This window comes from Novosphingobium sp. ST904 (genome assembly GCF_001298105.1).
Lineage (GTDB): Bacteria > Pseudomonadota > Alphaproteobacteria > Sphingomonadales > Sphingomonadaceae > Novosphingobium.
The window spans coordinates 1-26,928 of sequence record NZ_LGJH01000124.1 but is presented as its reverse complement, the minus strand read 5'-3'; the positions used below and the strand labels follow the sequence as shown (position 1 = coordinate 26,928).

The 26,928-nt window shown below is 65.0% G+C and carries 28 protein-coding genes and 1 tRNA gene; all 29 read left to right on the top strand.

The annotated features are described in order from the left end of the window. Positions 1-8: 8 nt before the first annotated feature. A tRNA-Met gene (locus ADT71_RS06720) sits at positions 9-80 on the top strand. A 96-nt stretch (positions 81-176) separates the two neighbouring features. Beyond that, a complete protein-coding gene (locus tag ADT71_RS06715) occupies positions 177-1,514 on the top strand; it encodes a hypothetical protein (RefSeq protein ID WP_054435897.1) in 1,338 nt (445 codons plus the stop codon). Continuing rightward, positions 1,505-2,167 (top strand): hypothetical protein, encoded by a 663-nt coding sequence (locus ADT71_RS06710; protein ID WP_054435896.1) that lies wholly within the window; start codon positions 1,505-1,507, stop codon positions 2,165-2,167. The genes ADT71_RS06715 and ADT71_RS06710 overlap by 10 nt, the downstream gene beginning before the upstream one ends. 1,334 nt (positions 2,168-3,501) lie before the next feature. Continuing rightward, positions 3,502-4,116 carry a hypothetical protein gene (locus ADT71_RS06705; protein ID WP_054435895.1) on the top strand — a complete coding sequence of 205 codons (615 nt, stop codon included), beginning with the start codon at positions 3,502-3,504 and terminating at the stop codon, positions 4,114-4,116. Then, positions 4,113-5,657 (top strand): hypothetical protein, encoded by a 1,545-nt coding sequence (locus tag ADT71_RS06700; RefSeq protein WP_132468718.1) that lies wholly within the window; start codon positions 4,113-4,115, stop codon positions 5,655-5,657. The genes ADT71_RS06705 and ADT71_RS06700 overlap by 4 nt, the downstream gene beginning before the upstream one ends. A gap of 1 nt (position 5,658) precedes the next feature. Continuing rightward, positions 5,659-5,907 carry a hypothetical protein gene (locus ADT71_RS06695; RefSeq protein WP_054435893.1) on the top strand — a complete coding sequence of 83 codons (249 nt, stop codon included), beginning with the start codon at positions 5,659-5,661 and terminating at the stop codon, positions 5,905-5,907. Positions 5,908-5,961: 54 nt separating this feature from the next. Next, positions 5,962-6,651: a hypothetical protein gene (locus ADT71_RS06690; RefSeq protein WP_156336505.1), complete on the top strand. Its 690-nt coding sequence runs from the start codon at positions 5,962-5,964 to the stop codon at positions 6,649-6,651. Positions 6,652-6,748: 97 nt separating this feature from the next. Next, positions 6,749-8,395 carry a portal protein gene (locus tag ADT71_RS06685; protein WP_054435891.1) on the top strand — a complete coding sequence of 549 codons (1,647 nt, stop codon included), beginning with the start codon at positions 6,749-6,751 and terminating at the stop codon, positions 8,393-8,395. After that, complete coding sequence (locus tag ADT71_RS06680) at positions 8,392-8,613, top strand: hypothetical protein (RefSeq protein WP_054435890.1); 222 nt, start codon at positions 8,392-8,394, stop codon at positions 8,611-8,613. The genes ADT71_RS06685 and ADT71_RS06680 overlap by 4 nt, the downstream gene beginning before the upstream one ends. Positions 8,614-9,225: 612 nt before the next feature. After that, entirely contained in the window at positions 9,226-9,714 is a 489-nt protein-coding gene (locus tag ADT71_RS06675) for a hypothetical protein (RefSeq protein WP_156336503.1), read from the top strand. A gap of 244 nt (positions 9,715-9,958) precedes the next feature. Next, positions 9,959-10,876 carry a phage capsid protein gene (locus tag ADT71_RS06670; RefSeq protein WP_054435888.1) on the top strand — a complete coding sequence of 306 codons (918 nt, stop codon included), beginning with the start codon at positions 9,959-9,961 and terminating at the stop codon, positions 10,874-10,876. Between the two features lie 61 nt (positions 10,877-10,937). Further along, entirely contained in the window at positions 10,938-11,378 is a 441-nt protein-coding gene (locus ADT71_RS06665) for a hypothetical protein (protein WP_054435887.1), read from the top strand. Between the two features lie 109 nt (positions 11,379-11,487). Beyond that, positions 11,488-11,688, top strand: a complete 201-nt coding sequence (locus ADT71_RS06660; RefSeq protein ID WP_054435886.1) for a hypothetical protein — start codon at positions 11,488-11,490, stop codon at positions 11,686-11,688. Between the two features lie 21 nt (positions 11,689-11,709). Continuing rightward, on the top strand, positions 11,710-12,333 hold the full coding sequence (locus tag ADT71_RS06655) for a hypothetical protein (RefSeq protein WP_132468721.1): 624 nt from the start codon (positions 11,710-11,712) through the stop codon (positions 12,331-12,333). Further along, positions 12,333-12,977 carry a hypothetical protein gene (locus tag ADT71_RS06650; RefSeq protein ID WP_054435884.1) on the top strand — a complete coding sequence of 215 codons (645 nt, stop codon included), beginning with the start codon at positions 12,333-12,335 and terminating at the stop codon, positions 12,975-12,977. Before ADT71_RS06655 ends, ADT71_RS06650 begins: the two co-directional genes overlap by 1 nt. Then, a complete protein-coding gene (locus ADT71_RS06645) occupies positions 12,911-14,596 on the top strand; it encodes a hypothetical protein (RefSeq protein WP_054435883.1) in 1,686 nt (561 codons plus the stop codon). The genes ADT71_RS06650 and ADT71_RS06645 overlap by 67 nt, the downstream gene beginning before the upstream one ends. Then, on the top strand, positions 14,589-15,122 hold the full coding sequence (locus tag ADT71_RS06640; protein ID WP_132468723.1) for a hypothetical protein: 534 nt from the start codon (positions 14,589-14,591) through the stop codon (positions 15,120-15,122). The genes ADT71_RS06645 and ADT71_RS06640 overlap by 8 nt, the downstream gene beginning before the upstream one ends. Then, on the top strand, positions 15,115-15,591 hold the full coding sequence (locus tag ADT71_RS06635) for a hypothetical protein (protein ID WP_054435881.1): 477 nt from the start codon (positions 15,115-15,117) through the stop codon (positions 15,589-15,591). Before ADT71_RS06640 ends, ADT71_RS06635 begins: the two co-directional genes overlap by 8 nt. After that, positions 15,591-17,561: a hypothetical protein gene (locus ADT71_RS06630; protein WP_054435880.1), complete on the top strand. Its 1,971-nt coding sequence runs from the start codon at positions 15,591-15,593 to the stop codon at positions 17,559-17,561. Before ADT71_RS06635 ends, ADT71_RS06630 begins: the two co-directional genes overlap by 1 nt. Next, positions 17,558-18,787, top strand: coding sequence for a hypothetical protein (locus tag ADT71_RS31950; RefSeq protein ID WP_054435879.1), 1,230 nt, complete (start codon positions 17,558-17,560; stop codon positions 18,785-18,787). The genes ADT71_RS06630 and ADT71_RS31950 overlap by 4 nt, the downstream gene beginning before the upstream one ends. After that, positions 18,682-19,392 (top strand): transglycosylase SLT domain-containing protein, encoded by a 711-nt coding sequence (locus ADT71_RS31945; protein WP_369818191.1) that lies wholly within the window; start codon positions 18,682-18,684, stop codon positions 19,390-19,392. Before ADT71_RS31950 ends, ADT71_RS31945 begins: the two co-directional genes overlap by 106 nt. Continuing rightward, a complete protein-coding gene (locus ADT71_RS06615; RefSeq protein ID WP_156336501.1) occupies positions 19,365-20,138 on the top strand; it encodes a hypothetical protein in 774 nt (257 codons plus the stop codon). Before ADT71_RS31945 ends, ADT71_RS06615 begins: the two co-directional genes overlap by 28 nt. Next, the gene (locus tag ADT71_RS06610; protein WP_054435876.1) at positions 20,135-21,373 is read left to right on the top strand and encodes a hypothetical protein; all 1,239 of its coding nucleotides are present in this window, start codon (positions 20,135-20,137) and stop codon (positions 21,371-21,373) included. The genes ADT71_RS06615 and ADT71_RS06610 overlap by 4 nt, the downstream gene beginning before the upstream one ends. Further along, complete coding sequence (locus ADT71_RS06605; protein ID WP_054435875.1) at positions 21,370-22,611, top strand: hypothetical protein; 1,242 nt, start codon at positions 21,370-21,372, stop codon at positions 22,609-22,611. Before ADT71_RS06610 ends, ADT71_RS06605 begins: the two co-directional genes overlap by 4 nt. A gap of 1 nt (position 22,612) precedes the next feature. Next, entirely contained in the window at positions 22,613-25,417 is a 2,805-nt protein-coding gene (locus tag ADT71_RS06600) for a hypothetical protein (protein WP_054435874.1), read from the top strand. After that, a complete protein-coding gene (locus tag ADT71_RS06595) occupies positions 25,357-25,662 on the top strand; it encodes a hypothetical protein (RefSeq protein WP_156336499.1) in 306 nt (101 codons plus the stop codon). Before ADT71_RS06600 ends, ADT71_RS06595 begins: the two co-directional genes overlap by 61 nt. A gap of 60 nt (positions 25,663-25,722) precedes the next feature. Beyond that, positions 25,723-26,082, top strand: a complete 360-nt coding sequence (locus ADT71_RS06590; RefSeq protein ID WP_132468726.1) for a hypothetical protein — start codon at positions 25,723-25,725, stop codon at positions 26,080-26,082. 1 nt (position 26,083) lies between these two features. Beyond that, on the top strand, positions 26,084-26,686 hold the full coding sequence (locus ADT71_RS06585; protein ID WP_054435871.1) for a lysozyme: 603 nt from the start codon (positions 26,084-26,086) through the stop codon (positions 26,684-26,686). Beyond that, positions 26,683-26,928: hypothetical protein (locus ADT71_RS06580; RefSeq protein WP_054435870.1), on the top strand; the 246-nt coding region annotated here is incomplete at its 3' end. The genes ADT71_RS06585 and ADT71_RS06580, both read left to right, overlap by 4 nt.

Here is a 26,928-nt window from a genome sequence, read left to right as displayed (position 1 = left end):
AATCACTTCGCAGGGTAGGGCAGCGGCAGCCCGTCGGGGTCATGTCCCGAAGGTCGCGGGTTCAAGTCCCGCCCCTGCAACCGGATCCACGGGTGTAATCCCACCCCCGCCCCCGTGGCGCTGCCGAAGGGGCCTGCCGCGCGGCGGGCTTCTTCGGCGGCAAGGGACGCGGCGCTATGAGCAATCCGATCCAGGATGCACTGGCCAATCCGCAACCGGCGCCGGAATTCGCGCAGGCCGGTGACGTGGGCCCCGAGGTGGGGGAATACGAGCGGCCGATGTTCCCGCTGGGCTGCCCGGTGAAGGCGCTGGGCATATCGAGTTCCATCGATGGATCCCAGAAGTGCTATTACCTCGACGTCAACGGCCAGCTGGTGGGGCTGGAGGCCGGAAACCGGCACGGCAAGAATTCGCTGATCGCGCTGTTCGGCCCGAAGTCTGACTGGCTGGAGGCGAACTGGACGATGTGGTCCAAGCCGGTGCGCGAGCGCGTGGACGGCAAGTGGGTTACCATCGTGGAGAGCAAGCCGATCGGCTTCGACCAGGCCGAGGCGAGCCGGGCGCTGATCGAGGAATGCGTGCGCAAGGGGATCTTCGATCCTGCCGGGCGCATGCGCGGGCGCGGCGCGCACAAGCCGGCGCGGGGCGAGGGCCTGGTTCTTCACTGCGGAGATGTGCTGCTGACGCCTGTGCAGCGGGTGGACGGGTCGGTGAAGGACTGGCTCTATGTCGATGCCGGTCTGCATGAGCGCTATGTCTACCAGGCGGCCGAGCCGATCGCGCGGCCGCATCACGACAAATGCAATACCGGCGCGGCCGAGCAGCTGCTGGGCCTGCTGCAGACATGGCAATTCAAGCGCAAGCTATTGGATGCCCGCTTTGCCCTGGGCGCGATCGCGCTGGGGCCGGTGGGCGGCGCCAGCCCGTGGCGCCCGCATATCTATGTGACCGGCGGCGCCGGGACCGGCAAGTCATCGCTCAACGGCAAGGACGGCGTGGTTCACCGCGTATTCGGCAACGGCGTGTTCCGCACCGCCGATACCAGCGCGGCCGGTGTGCGGCAGAGCCTGCGCAATTCGACCGTGCCGGTGATGATCGACGAATTCGAAGCCAGCAAGAATAACGACCGCGTGCAGGAAGTCATCACGCTGGCGCGTATTGCATCCAGCGGCGATGAACTTACGCGCGGCGGATCGGACCACAACGCGGCCAAGTTCACGCTGCAAAGTTGCTTCTGGTTTTCTTCGATCAATATTCCGCCGATGGAGCCTGCGGACCGCAGCCGCTTCGCCATCCTAGAGCTTGATCCCATCCCGGACGGCACGCCGCCGCTGGACCTGGCGAAGTATGATTTCGAGGCGATCGGCGCGGCCCTGACCCGCCGGATGATCGATGGCTGGGCGCGGTTCGGCAAAACCAAGCTAAAGTTCCACGAGGCAATGACCGAGGCGGGCCACTCTCCGCGAGCGTGCGACCAGTTCGCCACGCTGCTGGCGGCTGCGACGTGGTGCTGAACGACCACGACACCGAGGACCGGCTGCCGGACGACGAGGAAATTGCGTTCTGGGCGGACAAGTGCCGGCCGCAGCGCCTGGCCGAGATCACCGATACCACGCCGGACCATGTTGCCTGCGTGCAGTACATGCTCACCTCGCTGGTGCAATCGCGCGGCGGTGATGAGCGTGAGGCCGTGGGCACCTGGATAGGCCGATCCATCAGCCATGCCATGCGGCCGGTGCTGGTGGAGAACGGCGGTGCTTTCGCCCAGGCGGAGAAGGCGAACGAGCGCCTGCACCAGCTGGGCCTCAAGCTGGTGAACGCGGTGCGCCATCCGGAGAAGATCGAGGGCGGGAAGGTTTCCCCGGCCCGTTGGGGTACCAGCGCCTTCCAGAAGGACGAACCGGGCTTCCTTGCGGTTGCCGGGCAGCACAACGGCCTGGGACGCCTGTTCGAAGGCTCCAAGTGGAACGGGGGCGTGTGGAAGCAGGCCCTGGCGCGCAACAAGGGGGCGATCGAGGGGGTGAAGGTGAAGTTCTCCCCAGGTGTTTCCGTGCGGGCCGTGCTGGTGCCTCTGTCGGCCGTTCTGGACGAAGAGGATTTGCCCGAGAGCTGCCATCCCGATCGCCTTGCCGAGTGGCTTTCAGCGCAGTTGGAGGGCGAGGCATGAGCGGGGAAGATAGGTCCGCTATTGCGGTCCTAAATATCGTGCCAATTCAGGGACTTGACAGGTTGCAGAAAATGACTTCTCCGCGCCTTCGCGGACTTGCCTGCGATCGCAGCGGAGGCGAAGCCGAAGCGGTGCGCGATCGCTCATCTGATGCGCTCCCCGACCCGCTGAGCGCCTGGCAGCGTGCCGGGATGAAGGCGATCGGCCTGGCGCCGACGTGCGGCCGCAGCGACCGCGCAGCGGGCGCGGAGCGCGGCCGCTCCTTCCGACGCTACCCCGGCCCGCTGGCGCCCTGTGGTCTGTGCGGGAGCGCTGCGGCGCGTCCTAGCGCATCCTCACCGTTGACCCCGGCCCGCTCACAGTCCAAGATCATGGCTGGCCATTCCGGGTGCCCGAACGGGGCAGGGATCGCGGTTCCAAGCGGAACCAGTGCGGAACCGTGGCGGAACCTTCAACTCACTGACATTGCTGGACTTTTCGAGCGGTTCCACGGGTTCCACTTTGCGCCTCGCGTACATGTGCGCGTGTGCACGTATGCGCGCACACACACATGTGAGGGGTCGCCAAATAGTGGAACCGTGGAACGCTAGCCATTATCTATATAAATCATATAGATAGAGGTTCCATTGCAGTTCCACGGCGGTTCCATCTGGAACGGCTTCCACCGCTTGGGCTCGGAATGGCGGAAAACCTAGCGAAACCAATAAAATAGCGGTCGGATATTCGGCCGGGCTGGCCGTCGCCATCGGCCAGGGCCGCTCCAGCACCGTAATTGACGGGACGGCGGCGAAAACTTTCGGGCGTGGCGCGCGGGCGGGCGGCGGGGCGGGCTCGGCCGGGCCGATCGAGCGGCTCGACCTGGGCGGATCCGATGCCGCGACCAGGAGCGGGCAGAATGGCGGAATTCTGCGGTTCTCGCACGTCGCGGCGGCGCGTGTTGGAAGGGCGATGTTGGAAGGCATGGCCGAAAGGCGCGGAAATGCGTGGGTTCGCGTGCATCGTCGGATGCCTGTCAGGCTTATGCGCGGCACCCCCTCGACCGCCCCCGGGGGGTCGCGCCGAGCCCTCGGCACCCCCCCTTGCCCCCATCGCGACGGCGCAGCCCCCGAGCACCTCGGCGCACGAGCGCGTCGAAATTTGGATCGTCCTTACCCCCTTCGGTCCCGGACCGGTGCGCGAGCTGGGCGAGAGCGGCCAAACTGTGAGGCGCACGATCGGGTCGGGGTTGGGGGCTGCCGTGCGCGCGGCCCGAATAGAAATACCGGGTCGGGGAGAAGGCGCAGAGGTGCGGGGAAAGCCGCGGCGACGGCTGCACGGTACGATTGGAGGCGCGCATGTCAACTGAGGCCGGCGGAAAACAGGAGGCCGACGGCATGATCGCTGGCGCCAAGTCACTGTACGAGACGGCACAGCATGAGCAGGAACAGCTTGAGCTTCTTGATCCACTGACACCTGAGGAACTGGCGGAGGCTCGCGAAGACCTCGGCCCGAATGCCGGTGGGCTCACGGTGATGCGCCATGCCCGTGAGGCGCGGCGGGGTCGTCCTAAAGGGGCGAAGAACAAGCGATCTGACGATTTCGCGCGGTACATCGCGCAGTTCGGCCAGGATCCGGCCGTAACGCTCATGCAGCTGCAGTCGACACCGGAAGAGGTGCACATGGCCCGATCGCGGCGCGTTCGGCAAAAGGTGATCGGCAAGGGTGAAAGCGCGCGGGTTGTCGAGCTCACTGAGGAAATGACTTACGAGGCCGCAACCGCACTGCGCACGCGATGTGCGGAAGCGCTTATGCCGTTCATCCATAGCAAGAAACCTGTGGCGATCGACGCGACGATCCGGGGTGTGATCGTCCAGGAGGAAATCGGCGAGGTTCGTCCCGTGCGGGGCGCGATGATCGACGGCGAAATCCTTGGCGTGGCGCATCCCGCTGACGGTGAGGACGAGCGATGAGCGGGCCTGAAATGGAAATCCGCCGGCTCAACTCGCCCGGGCCGATCTCGGATCAATTCCTGCTGTCCCGGGCGTTCCTGAAGATCATCATCGGTCCTGTCGGCTCTGCCAAGACGATAACCGCGCTTCGTGCGCTGCGGCGTGTCGGTACCCGGCAGGGCGGCCGCCGGGATGCGAACGGCGTGTTGCGGCGCAAGGCGCGCGTAGGCGTGATCCGCGAGACGTACCCGAACATCGAGAAGAACACGCTTCCCTCCTGGTTTCGCATTCATCCGGAGACGGATGGAAAGTTCACCTGGAAGGCGCCGTTTACCCACAAGCTGACGCTGATCCTTGGCCATGACGAGTTCGGCCGCCCCAACGATGTCTGCGATTTCGAGATCGAGTTTCGCGCGATCGGCGATCGTTCGGTGGAAGAGGCGTGCCGTGGCTGGGAAGTCGTGGCGGTGATGATCGACGAGGCGGATTTGCAGCCGCCTGACCTGCTTGCGTTCCTATCGGGCCGTGTGGGGCGTGCTTCGGATCTCGATCCTTCGCTGGTGGTCGATCAGCAGATCATCCTTTCGCTCAACGCGCCCTACATGGATAACTGGATCTATGGGTTGGCGATCGAGAAGAACCTCGGTGAGCTGCTTGACCCGGGGTTGATGGAAGCTCTGGGTGATCGCCCGCTGATGGAAGTGTTCCTTCAGCCCGGTGGCCGCGAGCCCGATGCGGAGAACCTGCACAACCTGCCCAAGGGGTATTACGCGATCCAGGCGGCGCTGAACAAGCACCGGCCGGATTACGTGGCGCGAATGATCGACAACAAGTTCGTGCCGATGCAGCACGGGCAGCCGGTCAATCCCCAGTTCGATTATCGTGCCCATGTGCGGCCGCTGGATCTTAACCCCAGGCTGCCGCTGCTGGTGGGCTTTGACCAGGGCCTGTTCGCGGCGGCGGTCGCCAGTCAGCGGCTGTCGATGGGCGAGTTTCGCACTTTGGCCGAGGCGGTGATGTTTCGTGAGGACGGCAGGACACTGGCCAAGATCGGGCCGACGGCTGCCGGCGCAATGGTGCGTTCGATGATCGCCGCACGGTTCCCCAATCTCGATCCGGGAATGCTGCGCGTCGTAGGCGATCCGGCGGCATGGTCTGCCCGCGATCGCCAGGATAGCGAGCATGACTGGGTTCTGGCCTTCCAGAAAGGGCTGGGTCACCGGGTCTACAAGGGCAAGACCAACCGCCAGGCCTTGAGAAACGAGGCGATCTGGCGGGCGATGGGCGAGCGCGACGGATATGCCGTGGACCCATCGGCAAAGCACCTCATTCGCGGGCACCTGGGCGGCTACCGCTATCGCAATGCCGACATACCGGGCGGCGGCGGTACGCGAGGGCACCTGGAAATCGCGGACACCATCCACACCCATGTCTGTGACGCAGAGCAGTACGCCGCTGTCGAGGGTGAGCACGTCATTTCCGACATACGCGGCCGACCGCGATCGGGTGGCCAGGTCTTTGTGAACGATAGCGATTTTGACGTTTTCAGCGGGAGTTACTGAGATGGGCAAGGTTTTGAAGGGCGTGGGGAAGTTTCTGGTCGGAGGTGTGGTCGGCGGGCTGCTGGGGCTCACGGGAAAGAGCAAGGCGCCGTCGGCGCTGGCTTCGCCGACCCGCGACGATGCGCTGGCGCAGATCGAGAACGAGGATGAGCTGCGCCGCCGGAAAGGCGCGGCTTCCGACATCATCAACGGGTCTACCGGCGCCGAAGCGGCGCTGGGAACGACGGGCCGCTTCGTGCCCGGTAGCTGAGAAGGGAACTGAACTATGTCCGGAAATGAGGAACAGAATTCGTCGGGCGACCAGGTGGGCGCCGGTTCGATCGATGTGGCCCAGCTGACCGCCGAGCGGGATGCGCTGGCGGCAGATTTGGCGCAGGCCAACACCGTGATTGCGGCGGCCGAGCCGGCCCACGCCAAGATCGATCAACTGGGCGAGGCGCTGGCCGCCATGAGGGTTCAGGGCGAGGACGGCGAGCATCCCGTGGATGTGGCGATCGCTGCGCTGAAGGGCCAGGCTGAGCAGCTGGCGGCGGCGCAGGGTGAGGCGAAGGCGCTGAAAGGCCAGCTTACCGCCCAAAAAGGGCAGACAACCAAGGCGCGAGCGGAGCTGGCCGAGGCCATCGCGCGGGATCCGCAGGCAAAGGCGCGCAAGCTGCCCGCCGATCTCCCGGTGATTTCACGGGATGACCAGGCCGCGTTGCTGGCATTGATCGATGCTGCCGAGACGGTGGAAGTGGTGGCCTTCGCGGACGATACCGAAGAGGTCGCGATCCTGCCGCTGCGCGTGAGCGGCGGTGCTGCCGCTTTCCGCGTCGTGAGTTCCGGCGTCGTGCTGGGGCTGGCGAGCTGGGAAGTATCCGGGCCCGCGCGGATCACCGGGTGGGCGCTGTTCCTTGATGGCGACCTTTCGGCCTGGTGCGAGCGGCAGGGCGGTGGGCAGCTGACGATCGGCGCCGGGCAGACCTTCAATCTCGCGAGCGACGTGATTTTCTGATCTGCGCTCGCACCCCCGCGCCGGTTGGCCCCATGGCCGGCGCGGTTTTTCCTATTCCTGCCTGCGCCGGGCGATCCGCCTTGTGGAGTGAGAGACGATGAACGAGCAGATCCAGGACGACGAACTGGCGAAGGCGGATATCCGCGACCATGACCGGCTGAAGCAAATCCGCAGCGTGTGGGAGGGCACCTGGCAGGAAGTGGACGAGCGTTTCCCCAGCGGCGCGGGCGGCTTCATGCAGACGACGCCAGGGCAGATCCGTGGCACGCGAAACTTCGATACCACCCATATCACGGCATTGAAGCGCTTTGCGGCCGCCGGCGTCGCGATCACGACGCCCGAGGAAAAGGATTATATCCGGATCAGGTTTATCAACGATGACCTGATGAAGATCCGTCGGGTGGCTCTGTGGTGCGAGCGGAACAGCCGCCGCATGTACTTCATCCGGCACGCGGCACGCACTGGCTTCGGTACCGCCGTGAATGAGGATTGGGGGCAGCTGGGCCGATACGGTACGTCGCCCGTGCTGGTGGATGGGCGACCAGGGCGGGGCATGTATTACCGCACGCTGCACCTTTCGGAGGTCTACATCGATGTCGATTACGCTGGCCTCGTGGACACCGTGCACCGTTGCTACAAGCGGACGGCCCGCCAACTGGCGCAGGAGTTCGACAAGGACAGCCTGACGCCCAAGATGCGCGAGGCGCTGGAAACCCCCGGTAAGGACCACGAGGAATTCGAGATCCTGCACCTGGTGGTGCCGAACACCGACTGGGATCGCGAAAAGTTGGATTGGCGGAGAATGCCAATCGTTTCGCGGTATCTTGCCCTGGACGAGAAGATCTACCTGCGCCGGCGGGGTTTCTATTCGATGCCGATCGCGGTTTCGCGCAACACGACCAGCGCCGGTGAAATCTATGGCCGATCCCCCGGTATTGACCAGATGCCGACAATTCACGGCGTTAACGCCATGAAGAACACGACGTTGCGGGCAGGGCACAAGGCTGTTGATCCGGCGCTGCTGTTCAACAGCGACAACGGGGTGACAAAGCTGGTGTCCCGTCCGGGCGGGATGAACCCCGGGTTGGTTGATGAGGCGGGCAATGTGCTTGTCCATCGCATGCCCGGCGGTGAGGCTGGATTGCCCTATGCGATGGAGATGATGAACGGCGAGCAGGAAACTATTCGAACGGACTTCCTTGAGGAATTCTACAAGATCCTGACCGATCCCAATAACCGCATGACGACAACTGAAGTTTTGGAAGTCATGGCGAAGCAGGGTGTTCTCGTCCGGCCATTCGCAAGCCAGTACGCCACCGAAAAGCAGAACCCGATTTCGCAGCGCGAACTGGACCTGTGTATTCGTAACAACCAGCTGGAGCCGTTCCCACCGGAAGTGCTTGAGGCGGGCGCCTGGCCCCAGGTGGAATACGAGAACATGCTGGCTGCAATGGCGCGCGCGGAGAGCACGGCAAAGACGCTCCGCTATGTCCAGGCGCTGCCGGTTCTCAACGAATTCGATCCGCGCGTTCGCCACCGCGTGAATGCGGATGCGATCGCGGTGGGCATGGCCGAGGAAATGGGCGTGAAGCCCAGCTACCTGCGCAGCGATGAGGAAGTGGCTGAGCTGGTTCGGCAGGAGCAGGAGCAGCAGAACGCAGTCCTTCAGGCCGACCTGCTGCAGCAGGCATCGGGAGCAACGCTCAACCTGGCGAAGGCTGGGCAGATTTCGGAGGCGGCATGACCAGCGTGCAGAACCAGGTCCGTGCCTGGGCAATCAAGACTTCGCAGGTTTACAAGACCGTGTTCCGGACCCTGATACCGACCGGCCGTCTTTACCGCTGGCTGTTCGATGATCCTGCAGGCGGTGTGAACCCGGTGGGCGAGCTGGTGCTGGGCGATCTGCGCAAGTTCTGTTTCGCGGGGCCATGGTTTCGACTTTTGACAAGGATCCGTTGGTGATGGCGCGCCGCGAAGGGCGGCGCGAGGTGTTCGCGCGGATACAGTATTTCCTCAACCTGGACGAAAATACGGTCCAGAAACTCATGGAGATTGACGATGGCAATTGATGGCGAGGGCGGTGCCGGCGCGGCGGTGAGGGTGGCAGCCTCGGCAGTGCGTCCGACCTGTTTGGCGGTGCATCGTCGGCCCCGGCCGGAGAGGGCGGAGCAACGGCGGCGGATGGCGGGCAGGGCGGAGCCGATCCTTCGCTTGGCGCCGACCCCGATTGGTGGGGCGGACTGTCAGCCGATGCGGACGGCGAGACGGCTTCGCACCGCGACTGGGTGAAATCCACCGGCGTCAAGGATCTGAACGGTCTGGTGAAGGTGGCCCGGGACAACCAGGCGGCGCTTCGTGACAGCGGCCGCGTGAAGGTGCCCGGTGATGGTGCTTCCGCTGAGGAAATCGCTGGTTTCCACCGGGCGATCGGTGTGCCGGAAGCGGTAGACGGTTACAGCCTGCCCGAGGTCAAGGATGCAAGGGGCGACGTGATCCCGCTTGACCAGGGCCTGCTGGGCAAGTTGCTGCCCAAGGCGCTGGAGGTTGGCGTGCGCGCCGGCAATGAACGGGCTGGTGGCAGAGTACGTGCGGCTGCAGATGGACGAGGCGGCCCAGTTCGATGCCGACCTGAAATCCTCGGCCGAGGCATGGGTAAAGGCGCAGGGACCGCAGGCCAAGGCCAAGGAAGTGGCTATCAACGGCGCAATCCGGGCGCTGGGGCTCTATTCGAACGACCTGGTTGCCATCCGCAACGCGATGGCAGCCGCATCGATCGACCAGGGCGGCACGGCAGCGGACGGTGTGAGCCGGGCGCTGGACATGTTCTCCCGCCTTGGTGAGGGGTTGGCCGAGGATACCATCATCAACCCGGGCGGCGCCGGCCGCTTCGGCGTGAATGGACGCGAGGCGCAGGGCGAGCTTGATGCCATGAAGGTGAAGGCGGGGTCCGATCCAGTCTTTGCGAAGGCGGTGGGCACTCCCGGCACACCGGAAAATGCGCGTTGGAACCGGTTGCTCAACCAGTCTACCGCTTATGCACAGCAGCAGCAGGCGGCAGGCTGAAACCGGCTTGACACCACGAGTCGTCTGACTCATTTTCGCCGCAACCAAGCCCCGGGAGCGATTGGCTTCATCGCCTGTCCTCCCGGACGCCTGGTAGCCCCGGCCTAGCCTCGATACGCCCCGGGCCCTGTGTGGATGCACCGCCGATCCGTGGCGTTGTTACGGTAGAGTGGCCGGGCGGTTTCGCCCCTTAGCCCTTCGCAAGCAAACCCATCCGTTTTGTTTGATAGAAGGGCGCCAGGCCATGTCTGTCGAGAATACCGCACAGCTCAAGTACCAGAACAATCTGGAAATGGCCCTGCAGCTGCAGGCCTCCCCCCTCGAAGCCGCTGTAACCGTGCAGAGCGATGCCAGCGCTGAGAAGATCAAGATCAAGGATATCGTCGGCAACAAGTCTCCCCAGGAAGACGATGAGCGCGGCGGCAACACCAAGTGGAACAATACGCAGTTCGATGGCGTGTGGATCCCGAAGCCGAACGAGCTTTACGATGCCGAGATCATCGAGAATTCGGACAAGCTGGCTACGGCGATCGACCTGCAGGGTTCGGCGGTGATGTCCGGTCGCGGCGTCATCAATCGTGCCAAGACGCAGCGCATTCTCGAAGGCTTCTACGGCCCGATCATTTCCGGCAAGACCGGCACGGTCACCACGGCGTTTCCTGCCGGCAACATCATCGCCGTGGACGTGGGCGCAGCCGTGGCCGCCAAGATGAACACGGCGAAGCTGCGCGGCGCGAACAAGATGCTGACGCAGGCCTATGTTCCGGATGAAGCCGAGCGCTTCATGGTGCTGACCGCCGACGACAATGACGCGCTGCTGACCGAAATCCCGGCGACCAGTTCCGATTTCAAGGGCGCCTATGGCGGCACGTTCCAGGACGGCAAGATCATGGGCCTGCTGGGGTGGAAGTTCATCCATCTGGAGCTGGACAACCCGCTGCTCAACACGATCCCGGCTCTGGCGACCGACGCCAATAGCTACCGGCTCAACCCGTTCTGGGTGAAGCCCGGTGTCGTGCTGAACTTCTGGCAGGCGCTGCGCACTGAGGTGGGCAAGATCCCGGAAAAGCGGTTCATGCCCGGATACCTCGCCGGCACGACTTGCGCGGCTTCCCGCACGCAGCCCGGCATGTCCGGCATCATCCGCAACCTCAAGGGCTGACGCCGGGGCGGCGGGCCCCCGGGCTCTGCCGTCGCTCTTTGGCTCGATGGAGTAGCAGTAAATGGCAACTTACTATGCAAAGCAGCAGATCGGCGTCGCGGACAGCACGGTATTTCCGGTCAAGAAGGCGGACGGCCGCGAGGTCAACGCCAAACGTTCCGAGATCTTGGCGACGAAACCGTCAGGCCAGGCTCTGGCCGCCGCCGACAAGCTGTACCTCGGCACCAAGAAGGCCGGCGACAAGATCGTGGGTGTTCGCGGCAATACCGATACCAGCCTGGCCACTGCAACCGTGTCGATCGGCACGCTTGCGGCTCCGGCTAAGTACGTCAACGCCGCCACGCTTACCGCCACCAACGTGCCCACCATGTTGGGCCCGCTGGCGAGCACGCTCGCGGCCGATCAGCCGGTGGCCGAGGAAGATATCTACGCGACGTTCGCCGTCGCCGGTGTGGCCGGCGCGGTCAATCTCAGCTTCGAGCTCGAACTGATCGGGCTCTGACGCTTTGGCGGCCGGTCCTTCCTGACCGGTCGCCGCAGGGGCGCCATTCGCGGCGACATCGGGCGGCGCCCCTGCATCCCTCTTTCGGCCCTCCATCGGGAGCGAGACAATGGCTTTCACGGCGAAGTTCACTTTCACGCGCGGCAAGCCCCGTTCCGGCGATATCGCGATCACGGCCGGTGCGGCCGAGGCAGCGCGCGATGTCATCAGCCTGAACATCGATGCCGACAAGATCACCAAGGGCGAGGCCCTGATCGCGATCGACAACATCAAGGCGGCTGTGTTCGCCGCCAGGTGGCCGGTCAACTAAGCCGCACCGGGCCGCGCCGCGATGGCTTCCCAGACCTCTGTTGCCAATCTGGCGCTGATGTTCATCGGGACAGAGACGCGGCTGCTTTCGATCGACGATGAAAAGGACGCCGCGCGGTCTCTGAAGGCGGTATGGGATATCCTGCGGGAAGGCCTGATCCGCCGCTATTCCTGGAACTGGGCGACGCGCCGCGCAGCGCTGCCGGCCGAAGCGATCACGGTTTCGCCGCCATTTACCCATTCGTTCCGCCTGCCGGCGCAGGCGATCCGCTTGATCGAAGTGTTCGATGCTTCTGGCAAGTACACCGCGAGCGATTACCAGCTGGAAGGGCGCAGCGTGCTGACGGCCCGCCCTGGTCCGCTTTACGTGCGTTGCCTGATGGACATCGCGGAAATTGCCGAATGGGATCCGCTGGCCGCTATCCAGTTTGCCGGCAACCTGGCGCTGACCTGCGGCAATCGCATTGCCGGATCGGCGTTCGACAAGGCGCTGACCATGCAGCGCTACCGGGAAGCCGTGGCCGACGCCCAGCAGACAGACGCGCTGGAAAACCCGCCGATCGAGGTTGAGGAAAGCGCCTGGGTAGAAGCGCGCATTACCGGCGGCTTCCCCACGGCCGGTTTGCCTGGTTGGGAAATCTCCTGATGGCGGGGCTGCGCAAGCTTATCACGGCGTTCCTGGCCGGTGAGATAGACCCGATGATGCATGGGCGGGTCGAGACGGACCACTATGCCTACGGGTTGACCACTTGCGAGAACTTCGTGCCGACGAACGAGGGGCCGATCGTGAAGCGGCCCGGGTTCGAATACATCTGCGATGCCGATCCGTCCTCCACCTGGCTGGGGGCGTTCCGCTTTTCGATCACGCAGGAATACCTGATTGAGTGGGGCGAGCTGAAGGCGCGGTTCTATACCAACGGCGGCCGGATCGAGACGGCGCCCGGCGTGGCCTACGAGGTGGCAACGCCTTATGCGGCGGCGGCCGCGCCGCGCCTTTCGACGCAGCAGAGCTATGATCGCCTTTACATCGATCATGGCAGCTACCGCCCGGCATCGCTCCTTCGCACCAGCGCCGTGACGTTCACCTGGGCGGAGCAGCAATTTCTGGGCGGCCCGTTCAAGGACATGAACACGGACGAGGCGATCACGGTGACGGCGAGCGCGGTTGCCGTGGGCTTTTCCACCACGATCACCGCCACGCCGCGATCTTCCAGGCCGGGCATGTGGGCGCGCTTTTCCAGATCGAGGCCAAGGATTATTCCAGCGTCACCGCGTGGGAGGCGGGGATGAAGGACGTGGCCGTAGGCGACCAGGTGCGGTCCGACGGCAAGGTGTACCAGTGCGACAATAACGGTAGCGGCCGCAAGACGGGTACCAATCCGCCGATCCATACCGAAGGTTCCGAATGGGATGGCCTTGGCAAGGAGGACATCAACGACAAGGGCCCATACGGCGTTCGATGGCGGTACCTGCACGATCGGTTCGGCCAGGTGCGCATCACCGCTGTTGCCGCCGGCGGGCTGAGCTGCACGGCAACCGTGGTGCGCCGTCTTCCCGACCAGGTGATGACCGTGGGGACGTATCGCTGGTCCCACGCGCTGTTTTCCGATGTGGAAGGATGGCCATCGCTGGTGACGAACTGGGAAGGGCGCCAGGTGCATCAGCGCCTGTTCGAATTCGCGGCCAGCGTGGTGGGCGATTATGGCGGCGGCCGCGTGAACTTCCAGAGCTATACCGGTTCGGGCGTGCTGGCGGCCGACCTTGCGTTCCGCCGTACCATGTCGCTTGACAATCCGCCGCTGTGGTTCGCGCCGGACAGCAAGCTGTACATCGGCACTGCCGACCGCGAGGCCGTGGTGGGCGCGATCAATTCCGCCCAGGCGGTTGCCGGCGACAACGTGAGCCTGAAGCCGCAGAGCTATTACGGCAGCGAGCCGGTGTGGCCGCTGCAGATCGGCACGCAGATAATTTCGGTGGAGCGTGGCGGCCGCCGCATCCGTGCCGTGGGTTTCGACATCGGGCAGGATCGCTATGTGCCGCAGGATCTGACGGCAGCGGCGCGCCACATCACCAAGTCGGGGGTTTCCTGGCTGGCCTATCAGCGCGTGCCTTACGGCACGATGTTTGCCGGGCGCGGCGACGGCCAGGTGATCGTCCATCCCAAGACCTTGCTGGAAGTGAAGGGCTTTGCCCGGATCGTGCTGGGCGGCGGCGCCAAGGCGCTGAGCGGGCAAGTGATCGTTGGCGAGGATGGCAAGACCGACGAATTGTGGCTGCTGATCGAGCGCACCCGGGCTGACGGGGTGAAGCGCGAGATCTGGCGGCAGAGCACCTGGCGCGATCTGGGCGATGATCAGCGGCTTGCCTTCTTCGTGGATGGGGGCACGCAGTTTGCGGCCGCCGGCGGCCAGCGGACCTTCACCGGGTTCGTGCACCTGGCGGGCCAGCAGATTGCCGTTCTGGCAGGCGGGGGCGTGGTGCCGGGCGTGGTGGTGGCCGCTGACGGTTCCTTCACGCTGCCGGAAACCTCTGTCCCGCCCAGCGCCTACACGCTGACCGTGGGGCTGCCGTTCACCGCGCTGGCGGTGACGCTGCGGCCCAATCTGGATACGCGCAACGGCCCTTCGCAGGGCCTGAAGCAGCGCGTGCGCAAGGTGGTTCTGCGTGTGCTGGAAACGCTGGGCATCAAGGTGGCGGACCTTGTGGAAGGCGAGATGGACGAGCCGATCGAGCGCGCGACGACGGACAGCATGGACGCCGCCATCCCGCTGTTTACCGGCGACACGCAAGGTTCGATTTCCTCCAGCATGACCCGGGACGGGCGGATCAAGATCATCTCTTCCGATCCGCTGCCTGCAACGATCAACGCAGCGGCAATGTCGCTGGAACTGGATGAAGCCGATGCCTGATGTCGTGTTCGAACGGCTGCGCGCCGGTGACCTGTTCGAGATCGAGCGCCAGCCTTCGCAGGCGCGCGTGCTGGGCGCGGAGCCCGGCGATATCGACTGGGACACGGCCGAAGTCCTGGCCGGCCAGCCCGTTGCCTGGGCGGCGCGGTGCGAAGGGCGGCTGATCGCGCTGTTCGGAATAGGCGAGCACCATGAAGGCCGGCACGGCGTGGCCTGGTCGATCCTGGGGGAAATGGGCGCGGCGCATCTGGCGGTGACCCGGCGCATACGCGGAGAGTTGCAGGGATCGCGGCTTGCACGGGTGGAGCTGATAGCGCGCGCGGCTGAAGTTCCCTTCACCTTCCAGGGCGACAAGGCGGTGGAATGGGTGATGCGCCCGGCGCGCATTTCCCCGGAATGCCGGTGGGCGGTGATGCTGGGCTTCACGCCGGCGCATGTCCTGAAGCGCTACGGCCCCGATGGCGATACCCACATGCTGTTCGAATGGTTCGGCCCGGCAAGCGGCAGAGGGACGGACCATGGCTGAGATTGCATCGGCGGCGGCCAACGTCACCAAGGGCATCGGCGGTTTCGTGGCAAGCCGCCAGCAGTCGAAGGCGCTGAAGCGGCAGGCGCGGGAGGAAGAAAACGCCGGCGCCGCTCAGAGCCTGCGTATCCGCGAGCAGGCGCGCAAGGTGATCGGCCAGCAGCTGGCGGCGCAAAGTTCCAACGGGTTCATGGGCGGTACCGGATCGGCGCTGGATGCGCTGACCGAAAGCCAGGTGAACGCCGCGCTTGATGCCATGACGGTGATCCGCGACGCGGGCACCAAGGCGCAATCGCTGCGATACGAGGCGAAGATGAAGCGGACCGAAGGCTGGTTCTCGCTTGCGAGTGGGCTGCTGGGTTCCGCCAGTTCGGTTTCGGGGATGCGCGATGACTGGGCGCAGGCCGGGCAAGGTCAGTCGCAGGCTTCGATGCAATCCATGCCCGATAACTTCCAGGGCATCTATTGATGGCGCAGGAAACCGGATACGAGGCGCGGGTGATGCCTACGGCGGCGGCGCCGCTGCCGATGGCCAGTGCGCGCACTTACGGCGGCGAGCTGGCGGACACGGTGGGGCAGGTGGCGCAGGACGTCCACCAGCGCGAGATCCGCGCGTACCAGGTGCGGCGCCAGCAGACGGCCGATCAGGAGAGCAGCGATTTCGCGCATCGGTTCGCCCTGCACAAACAGTCCATGGATGAAGCGGTTCGCGAGATCCGCGCGAGCCCCACAGCGGCCGACTATGCCGATCATGTGGAGCGGGTTGCAAAGGCCGACGACGACGCGCGCGAGCAGCTGCTGGACGGCATCACGGAAGATAGTGTGCGCCGGCGCGCAGCGGCCCAGCTGGACGATTTCCGTACCCGTCTGGTGGGGTCTGAAGGTGACTTCGCCGAGGGGCAGCAGATCGCCAAGACGAGGCTTGATGCCCAGGCGGTGAAGCAGCTGGGCGCGAACCGGGTTCGTCGCTCCGAAAACGGTGACGAGTTCAAGGAAGAACTGCAGGACTGGCATAGCTACGTTGACGGGCTGCAGCGGCTGACGCCAGCAGAAAAGCAGGCAATCCGCCGCGAAGGCGAGCAGGAATACGCGGTCGCTTTCGTCAACCATTTGAATGACACCAATCCGGCGTTGGCGCTGGCATCGCTCGACGCTGGGCAATTCGACACCTTGCTTTCACCCCAGCAGATCGATCAGCTGCGCAATGGTTCGCAGGTGGAGATCCGGCGGGTACAAGCTGCCACGGCCGAACAGCAGCGCGCAGAAATCACCCGGTTCCGTGAAACGGTTGCCACAGTAAAATCCCAGATCGAACGCGGCGAAGATCACACTGCTGAACTGCCGGGGCTGGCTGCGCAGGCAGAGGCATATGGGGATACATCGACAGCCTCTGATCTTCGCGGATTGAGTGAAACGGCCGATTTTATGAAGGTGTGGGGGCAGCGATCCCCATTGATCCGCCAGCAGCGCATCGCAGAATTGCAGGCAATACCCGAAGGCAAGCGGTCAAGTTCGCAGAGTGTCGAGCTGAAACAGCAGCTTCAGCACAAGTCCTCATTGGACAGCGCTTTCGCTTCCGATCCGGCAGAGTGGGCTTTGACGAATGGGGCCGCAGGAAATGGGCCGCCCGATTTGGGTTCATTCTCTGCGAATGAGGTAGCGGCTCGCGCGAAGTGGGTGCGCTCTGCCGCGAAATCTTATGGAAGCATGGAGCCGCTGACCAAAGCTGAAGCTGCGTCGCTGGGGCGACGGGCGCAGGAAAGCGATGCTGGCCTGTACGAGGTTCTGGGTAATTTGTCGGCGTTCCCGATAGACCTTGCTCGGCAGGCTGTTCGCCAAGCGTTGCCCGACAATGATTTGGCGGGGGTGCTTATGGGCCTTCCGGAGGTCACCTGGAGGCAGGCCGTGAACGGCCGGGAAACCCGCAAGGTCCATCCGCGTATTCTTGACAGCGACGACGATGACGAGACTGGCCGGATCAATGGTGTTCGGCAGGGGGCGTTTGGTGCTTTGTCTGTCCTGCCGAGCCGTCGCCGCGCGGCAGTTATTGATGCAGCGAACAACATCGCTGCCGAAGCGCTTGCATCCAACGGAACCTACGAGAAGCAAATGACCAGCGCCATGATGGCGCGGGCGCTTGATGCGGCTTTGGGGGCGACCGGAAGCGGCGCGTCGAAAAAGGGCGGTTTGGGCTGGTGGGGTGACAAGATCTACCTGCTGCCGAATGGCATAACTCAATCCGGATTTGAGTCTGCGATCAACCAGTTCATCCGCGCCAATCCGCAAGATCTCCCTGTCAATCCAGATGGCTCTCCGATTGATATCCGTAAGGCGCGGCCTCAGGCCATCGGTAACGATCAATACCGGTTCTACGTCGGCACCCGAGTGGTGACCGGGAAGGACGGTAAGCCGTGGGTTCGCAAGGTGTTCCTGCGATGAGCATTCTTGATGATCCCGACCTTGATATCGCGCTGTTGCCGAACACCGGGCAGGCCGACACACGCCCCAAGCCCGGCTTCTTCGAAACGGCGGCAGCGGGGTTCCGCTATGCCCGTGACGATCAGACGGGCCATACCGACGAAGAGAGGCAGGGCGCCTACGGGCCGGTTGTGACCGCGCTTCAGGAGCGCGGTTATGACGTGCGGCGCTATGTGAACCCCTATGGCGCGCAGCCGGTCAATTACGATGCCGTGTGGCGGGATATCGGCGCGGCGCGCAAGGCTGATCCCGATGCCTTCAAGGAACTGGGCGACCGGGAGACTTTCGAAAAAGGATGGCGATCGCGCTTCGCAGCGCGGCAGGCGCGCGATGCCAGCACCATGCAGCGCGGCGGATTTGTAGGCACGCTGGCCGGTGGACTGGTTGGCAGCCTGACCGACCCGATCAACGTGGGCGGCATGGTGCTGACGGGCGGCTTTGGCGGTACCAGCGTTGCCGGGCGGATCTTGGCGGAAGCCGGGATCAACGCGCTGATCGAGGGTGTGGAAACACCGCTGACCGCAGCGGAGCGCAAGAAGCAGGGCCGCGAACTGACCGGCGAGGAAGTCGCCATGAACCTTGGTTTCGCGGCGGCGGGCGGCGCGGCGTTCAAGGGGCTGGAGATCGGCGGCGGGAAGCTTGCGGCCAAGGCGCTGGACAAGGTGCCGCTGGACGTCCGCGCGGCCATGGCACTGCGCAGTTCCACCCCGGACTATGCCTTGACGCCCGACCAGGCGGCGGCGCTGCATATCATCGATCGCGGTTTCGAGGTGGACAGCTCCAATCCCTTCGCGGGGACTTATGAGGGGCTTGAAGCGCACGCGCGGCGGATCGACGAAACGATTGCCGCCATGTCACGCTGGCCGGAGGGATCGGCCACGCAGGCGCTTGCGCCGGCGCGGCGGGCAGGCCCGATCGCGGGCGCGCCGCTGCGCGCGGATTTCAGCACTGCCTGGCGCGCGATCATCGGCATCGAGGGTGGCACCGCGCGCGACGGATCGTTTCGAACGTCTCCCGCCGGTGCGATCGGGCCGGCGCAAGTCATGCCGGGCACGCGCCGGAGGCGGCGCGGCTTGCCGGGCTGCCGTGGGATGAGACCCGGTATCGGAGCGACCATGCCTATAACGAGGCGCTGGGGCAGGCCTATTACCGCGAAATGCTTCGTCAGTTCGATGGCGATCCGGTGAAAGCAGCCGCCGCCTACAACGCCGGCGCCGGCAGTGCCCGGCGCGGTACCGGCGTGCGCGGCGCCATGGCCCGGGCGCGGCGCGCCGGGGTGCCTGACGAATGGGTATCGTTCCTTCCGGCAGAGACGCGCGGCTATGTTGCCAACTTCCGGCGGCGCACGGCCATCGGGGATGGCGAAGCGATCGATGTTCCCGGATTTGATGCCGAGGTTGCGCCGGCGCGCCCGGCCGAGCTGGATGCGGAGCGGCCGCTGGTTGACGCGGCTGAGGAGGGCGATCTGCCCGCGCTAGACCGCGAGCGGTTTCGCAGTGACGAGGAATGGCAGCGCGCCCAGGCCGAACTGGACGCGGAGCGGTTTGGCACCGATCCTGCCGGCGGCCGCCAGGCGATTTGGATCGAGGCGCGCGACAGGTTGCTGGCCGACCGGCAGGGCGAAGTGCAGGGCGCGCTGTGGCATCCCGAGCTGGGCGCGATCGACCTGAAGTGGGGCGATGACGGCGCGGGGCTGAAGAAGATAGCGGCCAAGCATCCCGAAGTTCTGGACGATCTGCTGCGCGCCTTGAGGAAATGGAGATCGTGGACCGCAGCCGCGAGGGCCGCGTAACGCTGGAAAGCATGGACCACACGGCCGTTGTCCGGCTTGACTGGGATGACAAGGCGCAGAACTGGCTGCTGACCGCGTTCCAACGCGAAGAACCAAGGATGCGGAGTGGTGGAGAAGCGGCCCCGTCACCAGCGGAGAACATGCGTGCGGGCGATTTAGCGGGGGCCTCCCCCACCGCCGGAGCCATGCGCGATATAGCGCTTTCGCGCGCGGGCGTCCAGATGGGCGACGGTGTGGGCGATTTCGGCCGGTGGTGGGATCGCGAACTGGCGCAGGGCGGCAAGCTTCGCCCCGTTCACGCGCTGGTCGATCGGGACGGCACTGTGCGCGGTTGGGAAACCACGCGGCCCCGCGCGCAGCGGCAGATGGAGCGCGCCGGCATCGAGGGCGGACGGGTGGAGACGCTGGCCCCGCCGAGCCGGGATGAGGCGCTATCGCACGGGTCGCTGCGCGATGAGCTGGAAGCCCGGGGTGCTGCCGGGCCCGTGGTGGCCGATGCCGAGGCGGGCAAGGTATTCGATGAACCGGGCAGCGATGAAATCGGGCGCGTGGCGGATCTTGCCTGGCATGATGCGCAGATGGCCGCTGCTGCGCGGATTTCGCCGGAACAGCTGACCTTCGACCTGGGCGACGGCAAGGGTGAACGGTCCATCGCCGAGATCGAGGCCGAACTAAAAGCGGACGAGGACGCCATTTCCATTATCGAAAACTGCCTGCTGCCCGTTCCTCCGGGAGGCGGGGCATGAGCATTTCCGTTTGCGTTGCCGGGCTGATCGCCGAGGGCAAGATACCCAAGGGCCAGGCGCAGGAGGCGGACCGACTCTATGCCCGGCACCTGGCCGGTTTGCAGCGTGACATGCCGATGATGGCCGCCGCATCGCTTGCAAGCGAGCGGACGATTGCCGGGCTGAAGGCGCAGCTGAACCGGAAGAAGCACCTTGCCGCGCTGGCGGTGACATCTCGCCAGCGGATCGAGGCGGATATCGCTTCGTTCAACGGCGGACAGGGGGGCGGCCCGGCAGGCGGAGGGGGAACCATAGATCCGCGTGCCGGGCCTGCGTTCCTGGCGCCCAGTGACCGGGCGGGATTTTCCAGCGTGGATGACCGCATGCGGGCCGTTCGCGGCCGAGCGCATGGGATGATGGACGGCGTGCTGTCCCGATTTTCCACGAACCTGATGGGGCGGGTGCGCAACAAGGCCGAGCTGGCCGATGTGGTGCGTGAACTGTTCAAGCCGGGATCGACCGGAAACCTTTCCGCGCGCGAGCTGGCCGACGCCTGGACGCAGACGGCCGAGATGCTGCGCCAGCGCTTCAACGCGGCGGGCGGGGATATTGGCAAGCTAATTGACTGGGGGCTGCCCCAGTATCACGATCCGCGCCTGGTGCGCGAGGCCGGTTATGACAGCTGGCGCGCGGCGATCGCCGATCGACTGGACCGGGCGCGCATCCTGGACGTGGAAACCGGAAAGCCGCTGAACGATGCGGAATTCGAAGGCGCGCTGCGCGAAACCTTCGACCGGATCCGTTCCGACGGGTGGAGCAACCGCGATCCCGGAATTCAGGGTACGTCGATCCTGGCGAACCGCCGCGCGGAAAGCCGGTTCCTTGTGTTCAAATCCGCCGACGACTGGACCGATTACCAGCAGCGCTTCGGCGCGGCGACGGCGTTCGATGCGATGATGGGCCATATCGACGGCATGGCACGCGATATCGCCATGCTGGAGATCCTTGGCCCCAATCCCAGTTCCACGCTGGGCTGGCTGAAGGACGTTATATCGAAATCCGCGGCCGAGGATGCTGCAGCGAACAGCAAGGCGCCGGACGCGGCCCACAAGGCGACACGCCAGATGGACCGGCTGACGCGGAAATCACGGGATCGAGCCAGCGGCCGGAAAGCCGCAGGCTGGCACTGGGCTTTTCCGCGCTGCGCAGCTGGCAGACCGCCACCAAGCTGGGCGGGGCGATGCTTTCCGCCATGACCGATCTGGGCTTCGGCGCCACCACGCGCGCGTACAACGGGTTGCCGGTGCGCAGGATGCTGGGCGACTATGTAAAGCTGTTCAAGCCCGGTTCGATCGAGGACCAGCGCCTGGCCGTGCGGCTTGGCCTGATCGCGGATGAATGGAGCAACCGCACGGCAGCGCAAGGCCGCTACCTGGGTGAGGAACTGACCGGCGAAATTAGCCGCCGGTTTGCCGAGGGTGTGCTGCGCGCTTCGGGACTGGCGCGCTGGACGCAGGCGGGGCGGTGGGCGCACGGCATGCAGCTGATGGGCGCGATCACGGATGCGCGCGGCAAGGCCTTCGGCCAGCTGGACAAAGGATTTGCCCGGCTGCTGGATCGTTACGGCATCGGTTCGGCGGAGTGGGACAAGATCCGCGCGACCCCGGTGGAGCGCGATCGCGGCGTTGACTGGATCTTCCCCGCCAATGTCGAGGACCGCCAGCTGGGCGACCGGCTGCTGGAAATGGCCGCACGCGAAGCGGATTTCGCCGTGCCCACCCCGGACGTTGCCACCCGGGCACTGATTTCCGATGTGGCGCCGCGAGGCACCTGGCACGGTGAAATGGTCAAGAGCGCGTTCCTGTTCAAGTCGTTCGGGATATCGCTGCTGCTGCAGCACGGCGCCCGGGCCATGCAGCTCGCCCCGGCCAATCGGCTTGGATACGTCGGCGGACTTGTGATCGGCACCACGGCAATGGGCGGGATGGCGATCTGGCTGAAGGACATCGCGGCGGGGCGTGATCCGCGCAACGCGGCAGACAAGCCCTTCATCAATGACAAAACAGGTGAATGGGAGATGAGCCCCGGGTTCTGGGGGCAGGCGATGCTGCAAGGCGGCGGCTTCGGCATCTTCGGGGATTTCCTGGCCAGCGCCGAGAACCGCGCAGGCGGCGGGCTTGCCGGCACTCTGGCCGGCCCGCTGGTGAGCGATGCGCAGAACCTGGCGGCGATCGCCACTTCGAAGAACCATGGCGGTGCCGCGCTGAAGTTCGCGCAGTCGCAAGTGCCCGGCGGCACGCTCTGGTACCTGCGCACCGCGTTCGACCGGGCCGTGGCGGACCAGATCCAGGAGCAGATCGATCCCGATTACCGGCGCAGCTGGCGGCGTGCTGAAAAGTGGGCCGACGAACAGGGCACCGATTACTGGTGGGCGCCGGGCGACAGTTCGCCCGAGCGCGCGCCTGACCTTTCCAACGTGGCAGGAGCGAATTGAGATGACGGTTGCCGCCCTTACCCCTTCGGTCGACTACATCGAGGACGGCGTTTCCACCGCGTTCCCGCTACCGTTCCGGTTCCTGGACCCGGGCGAGATCCTGGCGCAGCGCGAGCTGGCGGACGGTACGCTGGTGGATCTGGTATATGGCGTGAACTTCACCGTGGCGGGCGGCGATACCGACGCCGGCGGCACGCTGACGGTTACGGCGCCGGCGGCCGCAGGCGTGAAGCTGCATGCCTGGCGCGAGACAACGCGGGACCAGGACGCGGATTACACCACCGCCGATCGCTTCCCCGCGCAGAGCCACGAGCGCGCGCTCGACAAGGCGCGGCTGATCGACCAGGAGCAGGACGTCGATATCAGCCGGGCGCTGAAGGTGCGGCGCGGCGGAACCGGCCTGGTCGTGGGCGCCGTGGCTGACGGGCAGGTGCTGGCGCTTGTGGGCGGCGAGATTGCCGGCGTGACGAACGATCCGGCATCGGCAGCCGATAGCGCCGCCACGGCGCTGGCGGCAAAGGCCGGTGCCGAAGCCGCCAAGGATGGGGCGCTGGACGCGAAGGGCGGCGCAGAGCAGGCGCTGGCCGATGCGGAAACGGCAGCCGATGATTCCTCCGGCTTCGCGGACGACGCCAGGGAAGCGCGCGACGCGGCGCTGGCCACGGGCGGCATGCTGCAGAAGGCCACATATGCCGAGCTGGCGGCCGTGGTGGGCACGGCAGGGCAGATTGCCTCAGTTCTTTCCAGCGATACCGGTACGCACACCGACCCTGTGGCAGGGGGTACGGTTTCGAATGCCGGGCAGTACAGTTATTCGGTGAGCCCGGCGGGCTGGCGCTGGCGCAATGCGCTGGAAAGCAAGATCGCCGCGGATGCGGCGGCGGCGGCCACGGCAGCCCTTCCTTCGCTGAAGGCTGCTATCGGCACCGACCTTCGCGACGTGGTGACGGCAACAATCGGGGACACGCTTGCCTCGGGCACGAATTCGAACGCTGCCAATATCTACCTTTCAAAGCCTCTGGATCGGGGTGCTTTGGTCACGGTGGCCCGGCTGAGCATTGCCGGCGCGTTCGCTGGCTCGTTGCGGTTTTACCGCCTGAGGCCCGACGGCCGATATGAAAATGTCTACGTCGAAAATGTTGTATCGGCAGCAGGGGGGATCGTTCCGTTCACACTGTCTACAGCCATTTATCTGCCTGCCGGCTCACGGTACGGCTACAAGGTTTCTTCGGGGAATGGCCCTCGGTATTCAGCTGGAACGAATACGCTTCCGAGATTTGTTGCCGCCGATGATACGGGGGTTGGATCGGTTCTGACCGTTGCTGGGACCGACGCCAATCTTATCATCGGGCTTCAGTTCGATTACATTTATTCGCCGACTTCGGTAGAGCCCAGGCTGTCCTCCGCCGAAGCGGGGGTGGCGGCCAACCAAGCAAGTCTTTCCGCGCTGGCGGTTGCGACCTACTCCGCATTGAGCGCAATCGGTCAGGATACACCCGACACTTCCAATGCGAATGTCTCCCGGACTTACATGAACCCGCCCACGGCGGCAGGCGGGCTGCTGTCAAAAGTGCGGCTGCGGGTTCTGACCGGCGGCACCGGGGAAATTCGCGTCTACAAGGTCAATGGCTCCAACATCGAAGATGTGAAGATCTTCCCTGTCACGGTCGCGGATGGGTTGAACGAATTCCCGTCATCCTTCTTTGGTGGCTACATTCTGCCGGACGACTGGCTGGTGGGCTACCGGGCGATCTCTTCGAGCAACCTGAGGTACAACGCGGGAGGGCGGGTCTACAGCGTCCTCAACACAGCCGACACGGGTGTTGGCGCGAGCATGGCACCCACGATCGAAAACGTTGCCACGCTTGCACTGGAGGTAACGGTAGGGCACCCTCCCAAGTCGGTCCTTGCCGCTCGCCCAAGCGACAAGTCTCTCCTCGTCGAGCGGCAGGTGTTTGTTGGCACTACTGTTTCGACTGCGTGGGGCTTGACCGGATGGTCATGGAGCAACGGGCTTGTCGCCTCGTCCGCCGGGTGGGGCCAGGTCGGCCTGTACAATACGCCCTCGTCGGCGTCGAAGAAGCGCATCTCTGCCCGCATCAAGATCAATGCGGCCTCGGACCAGGTTGGCATCTGCTTCTCCCCGCAGGAGAACAGCAGGGGCACGGTTGCCCTTGTAAACGGCACGAGCGGCAATCTCGAACTGTACCTTTGGACCGGACCGGGCAATGCCGGGACGCTGGCGAAGTCTGTGGCTCTTCCGTCTGCGCTGGTCCCCGGCCGCGTTTACGAACTGGAGGTCGCCAAGGATGGGATATCCCACGTCATCACGCTGCGCGACACGGTGGACCAGACGTTCAGCGCCTCTATTTCACAGGCGCAGGGCGATGGCACAAACGCGGGCGCCTGCCATGGTTCGCCGGGCGTTATCTGCCTTGCCGGCACGCCGACGGTGACGGCCTTCGACTATCGCATTCCCGTTCGGCCGCAGCCGTGGGCGGTGATCCTGACCGACAGCATCGGCGAGGGATCGGATATCACCCCTGCCAGCGACTGGAACTTTAGCTGGCCCTATCTTCTCGATGCCGATCGCAACAGGGGCGACCTTGTTCTTGGCCTTCGCGGCGGGGATGAAACGCCGAACCTGCTCACGCGCCTGGCCACCGATCTCAGCATCTGGAACCCTGCCTATGTCGTTCTTCAGGAAGGGACCAATGACCCTTCCCAGGCGGTATGGCGCGCAACATGCCCACGATCATCAGCCTGGTGCAGGCGCGAGGGGCCATTCCTATCCTGTGCACGCTGATCCCGCGCGGTGCGGCGGGCGGCGCCTTCCAGACCAAGATCGACGCCATCAATGCGGATATCCTGGCGAACTATTTCGGCGTTTTCCCGGTGATCGATTTCGCGGCTGCTCTGTCCGTGGGTGGTGATCGTGTGACGCGGGATGCCAGTCTCTACACGGCGGACGGCGTGCATCCCAACAAGCCGGGGTGTCTCAAGCTTTACGACCGGGTGACGATCGATGCGCCGTGGCTCGTCTACGGCTGATTGGCCGATGATTTCCTGTTTTCCTTATTCTGAGCGCTTGAAGTTGGGGTGCACATACTGATGGCGAATATCCTCGAAGCATTTGGCGGATGGGCCGCCGGCGGGTTCGGTGCCGGCGGCGGGTTCTTTGCCGTGAAGTGGCTGCTGGAATTCATCGCCGGGCGGACGGACGCGCGGGAGGCTGCGCTGGACCAGGACACACGCTTCGTGATCGAGAACCTGAAGGCCGAGGTCGCCCGGCTGTTCGACCGCGTTACCACGCTGGAAACCGAAGTGGCGGAATGCCGGCAGGCGCACGCCAATGCCGAAGCGAAAGTGATCCAGCTGCTCGCCCAGCGGCAGGGCCTCGGCGAAGCGCGGGAACATGCACAACTGATCGTCTCGGCCGAGCGGGTCGCGGCGCGGCAACAGGGGAACTGAGATGGACGTTCGCAAGCCGATCTTCGATGCCGTGCGCGGTGCGGCGCCGAAGGGCCTTTTCAATGATGCCGGCAATGTGCTGGCGCTGGACAACCTGCTGGATGCGTTCGGGGTGGCGCGGCCGGTTGTGACCGAACTGCGCACTAGCGCGGCCGGCATCGCCCTGATGCACAAGTGGGAGGGCTGCGCGCGCAAGCGCAGCGATGGCCAGTTCGAGGCCTATCCCGATCCCGGAAGCAAGGATGGCAAACCCTGGACGATCGGGTGGGGTTCCACCGGCAGCGATATCGGCCCGGGCACGGTCTGGTCTCAGGCGCAGTGCGATGCGCGGTTCGTGAACGACCTGGTGCGATACGAAAAGGAAGTGCGCGCGGCGATCGGCAGTTCGCCCACCACGCAGGCGCAGTTCGATGCGCTGGTCTCGTTCCACTACAACACCGGCGCGATCGGCAAGGCCACGCTGACGAGGCGCCACGTCGCCGGTGACTATGCCGGGACGGCGGCCGAGTTCGGCAAGTGGATCTACAACGACGGTGCGGTGATGGAGGGGCTGAAGCGCCGCCGCGCGGATGAGGCGGCGCTTTATGCTGGGGGTGCGGCGTGAGCTGGACTAATGCCCTTCGCGGTGCTGGCGGCCAGATCGAGCTCAACCGCGTGGTCGGCTTCATCGGCGGCATGGCCTACATTGCCGGTGCCCATGTTTTCATCGCTTGGGACATGCTGGCCCACCAGCGCGAATTTGACCTTGCCGGATACTGCACGCTGTTCCCGGCCGGGCTGGCGATCGTCGCCGGCGGTACGGCGGTGGCGGTGGCGGTGAAGGATCGCAACGTTGCCACCGCGCGC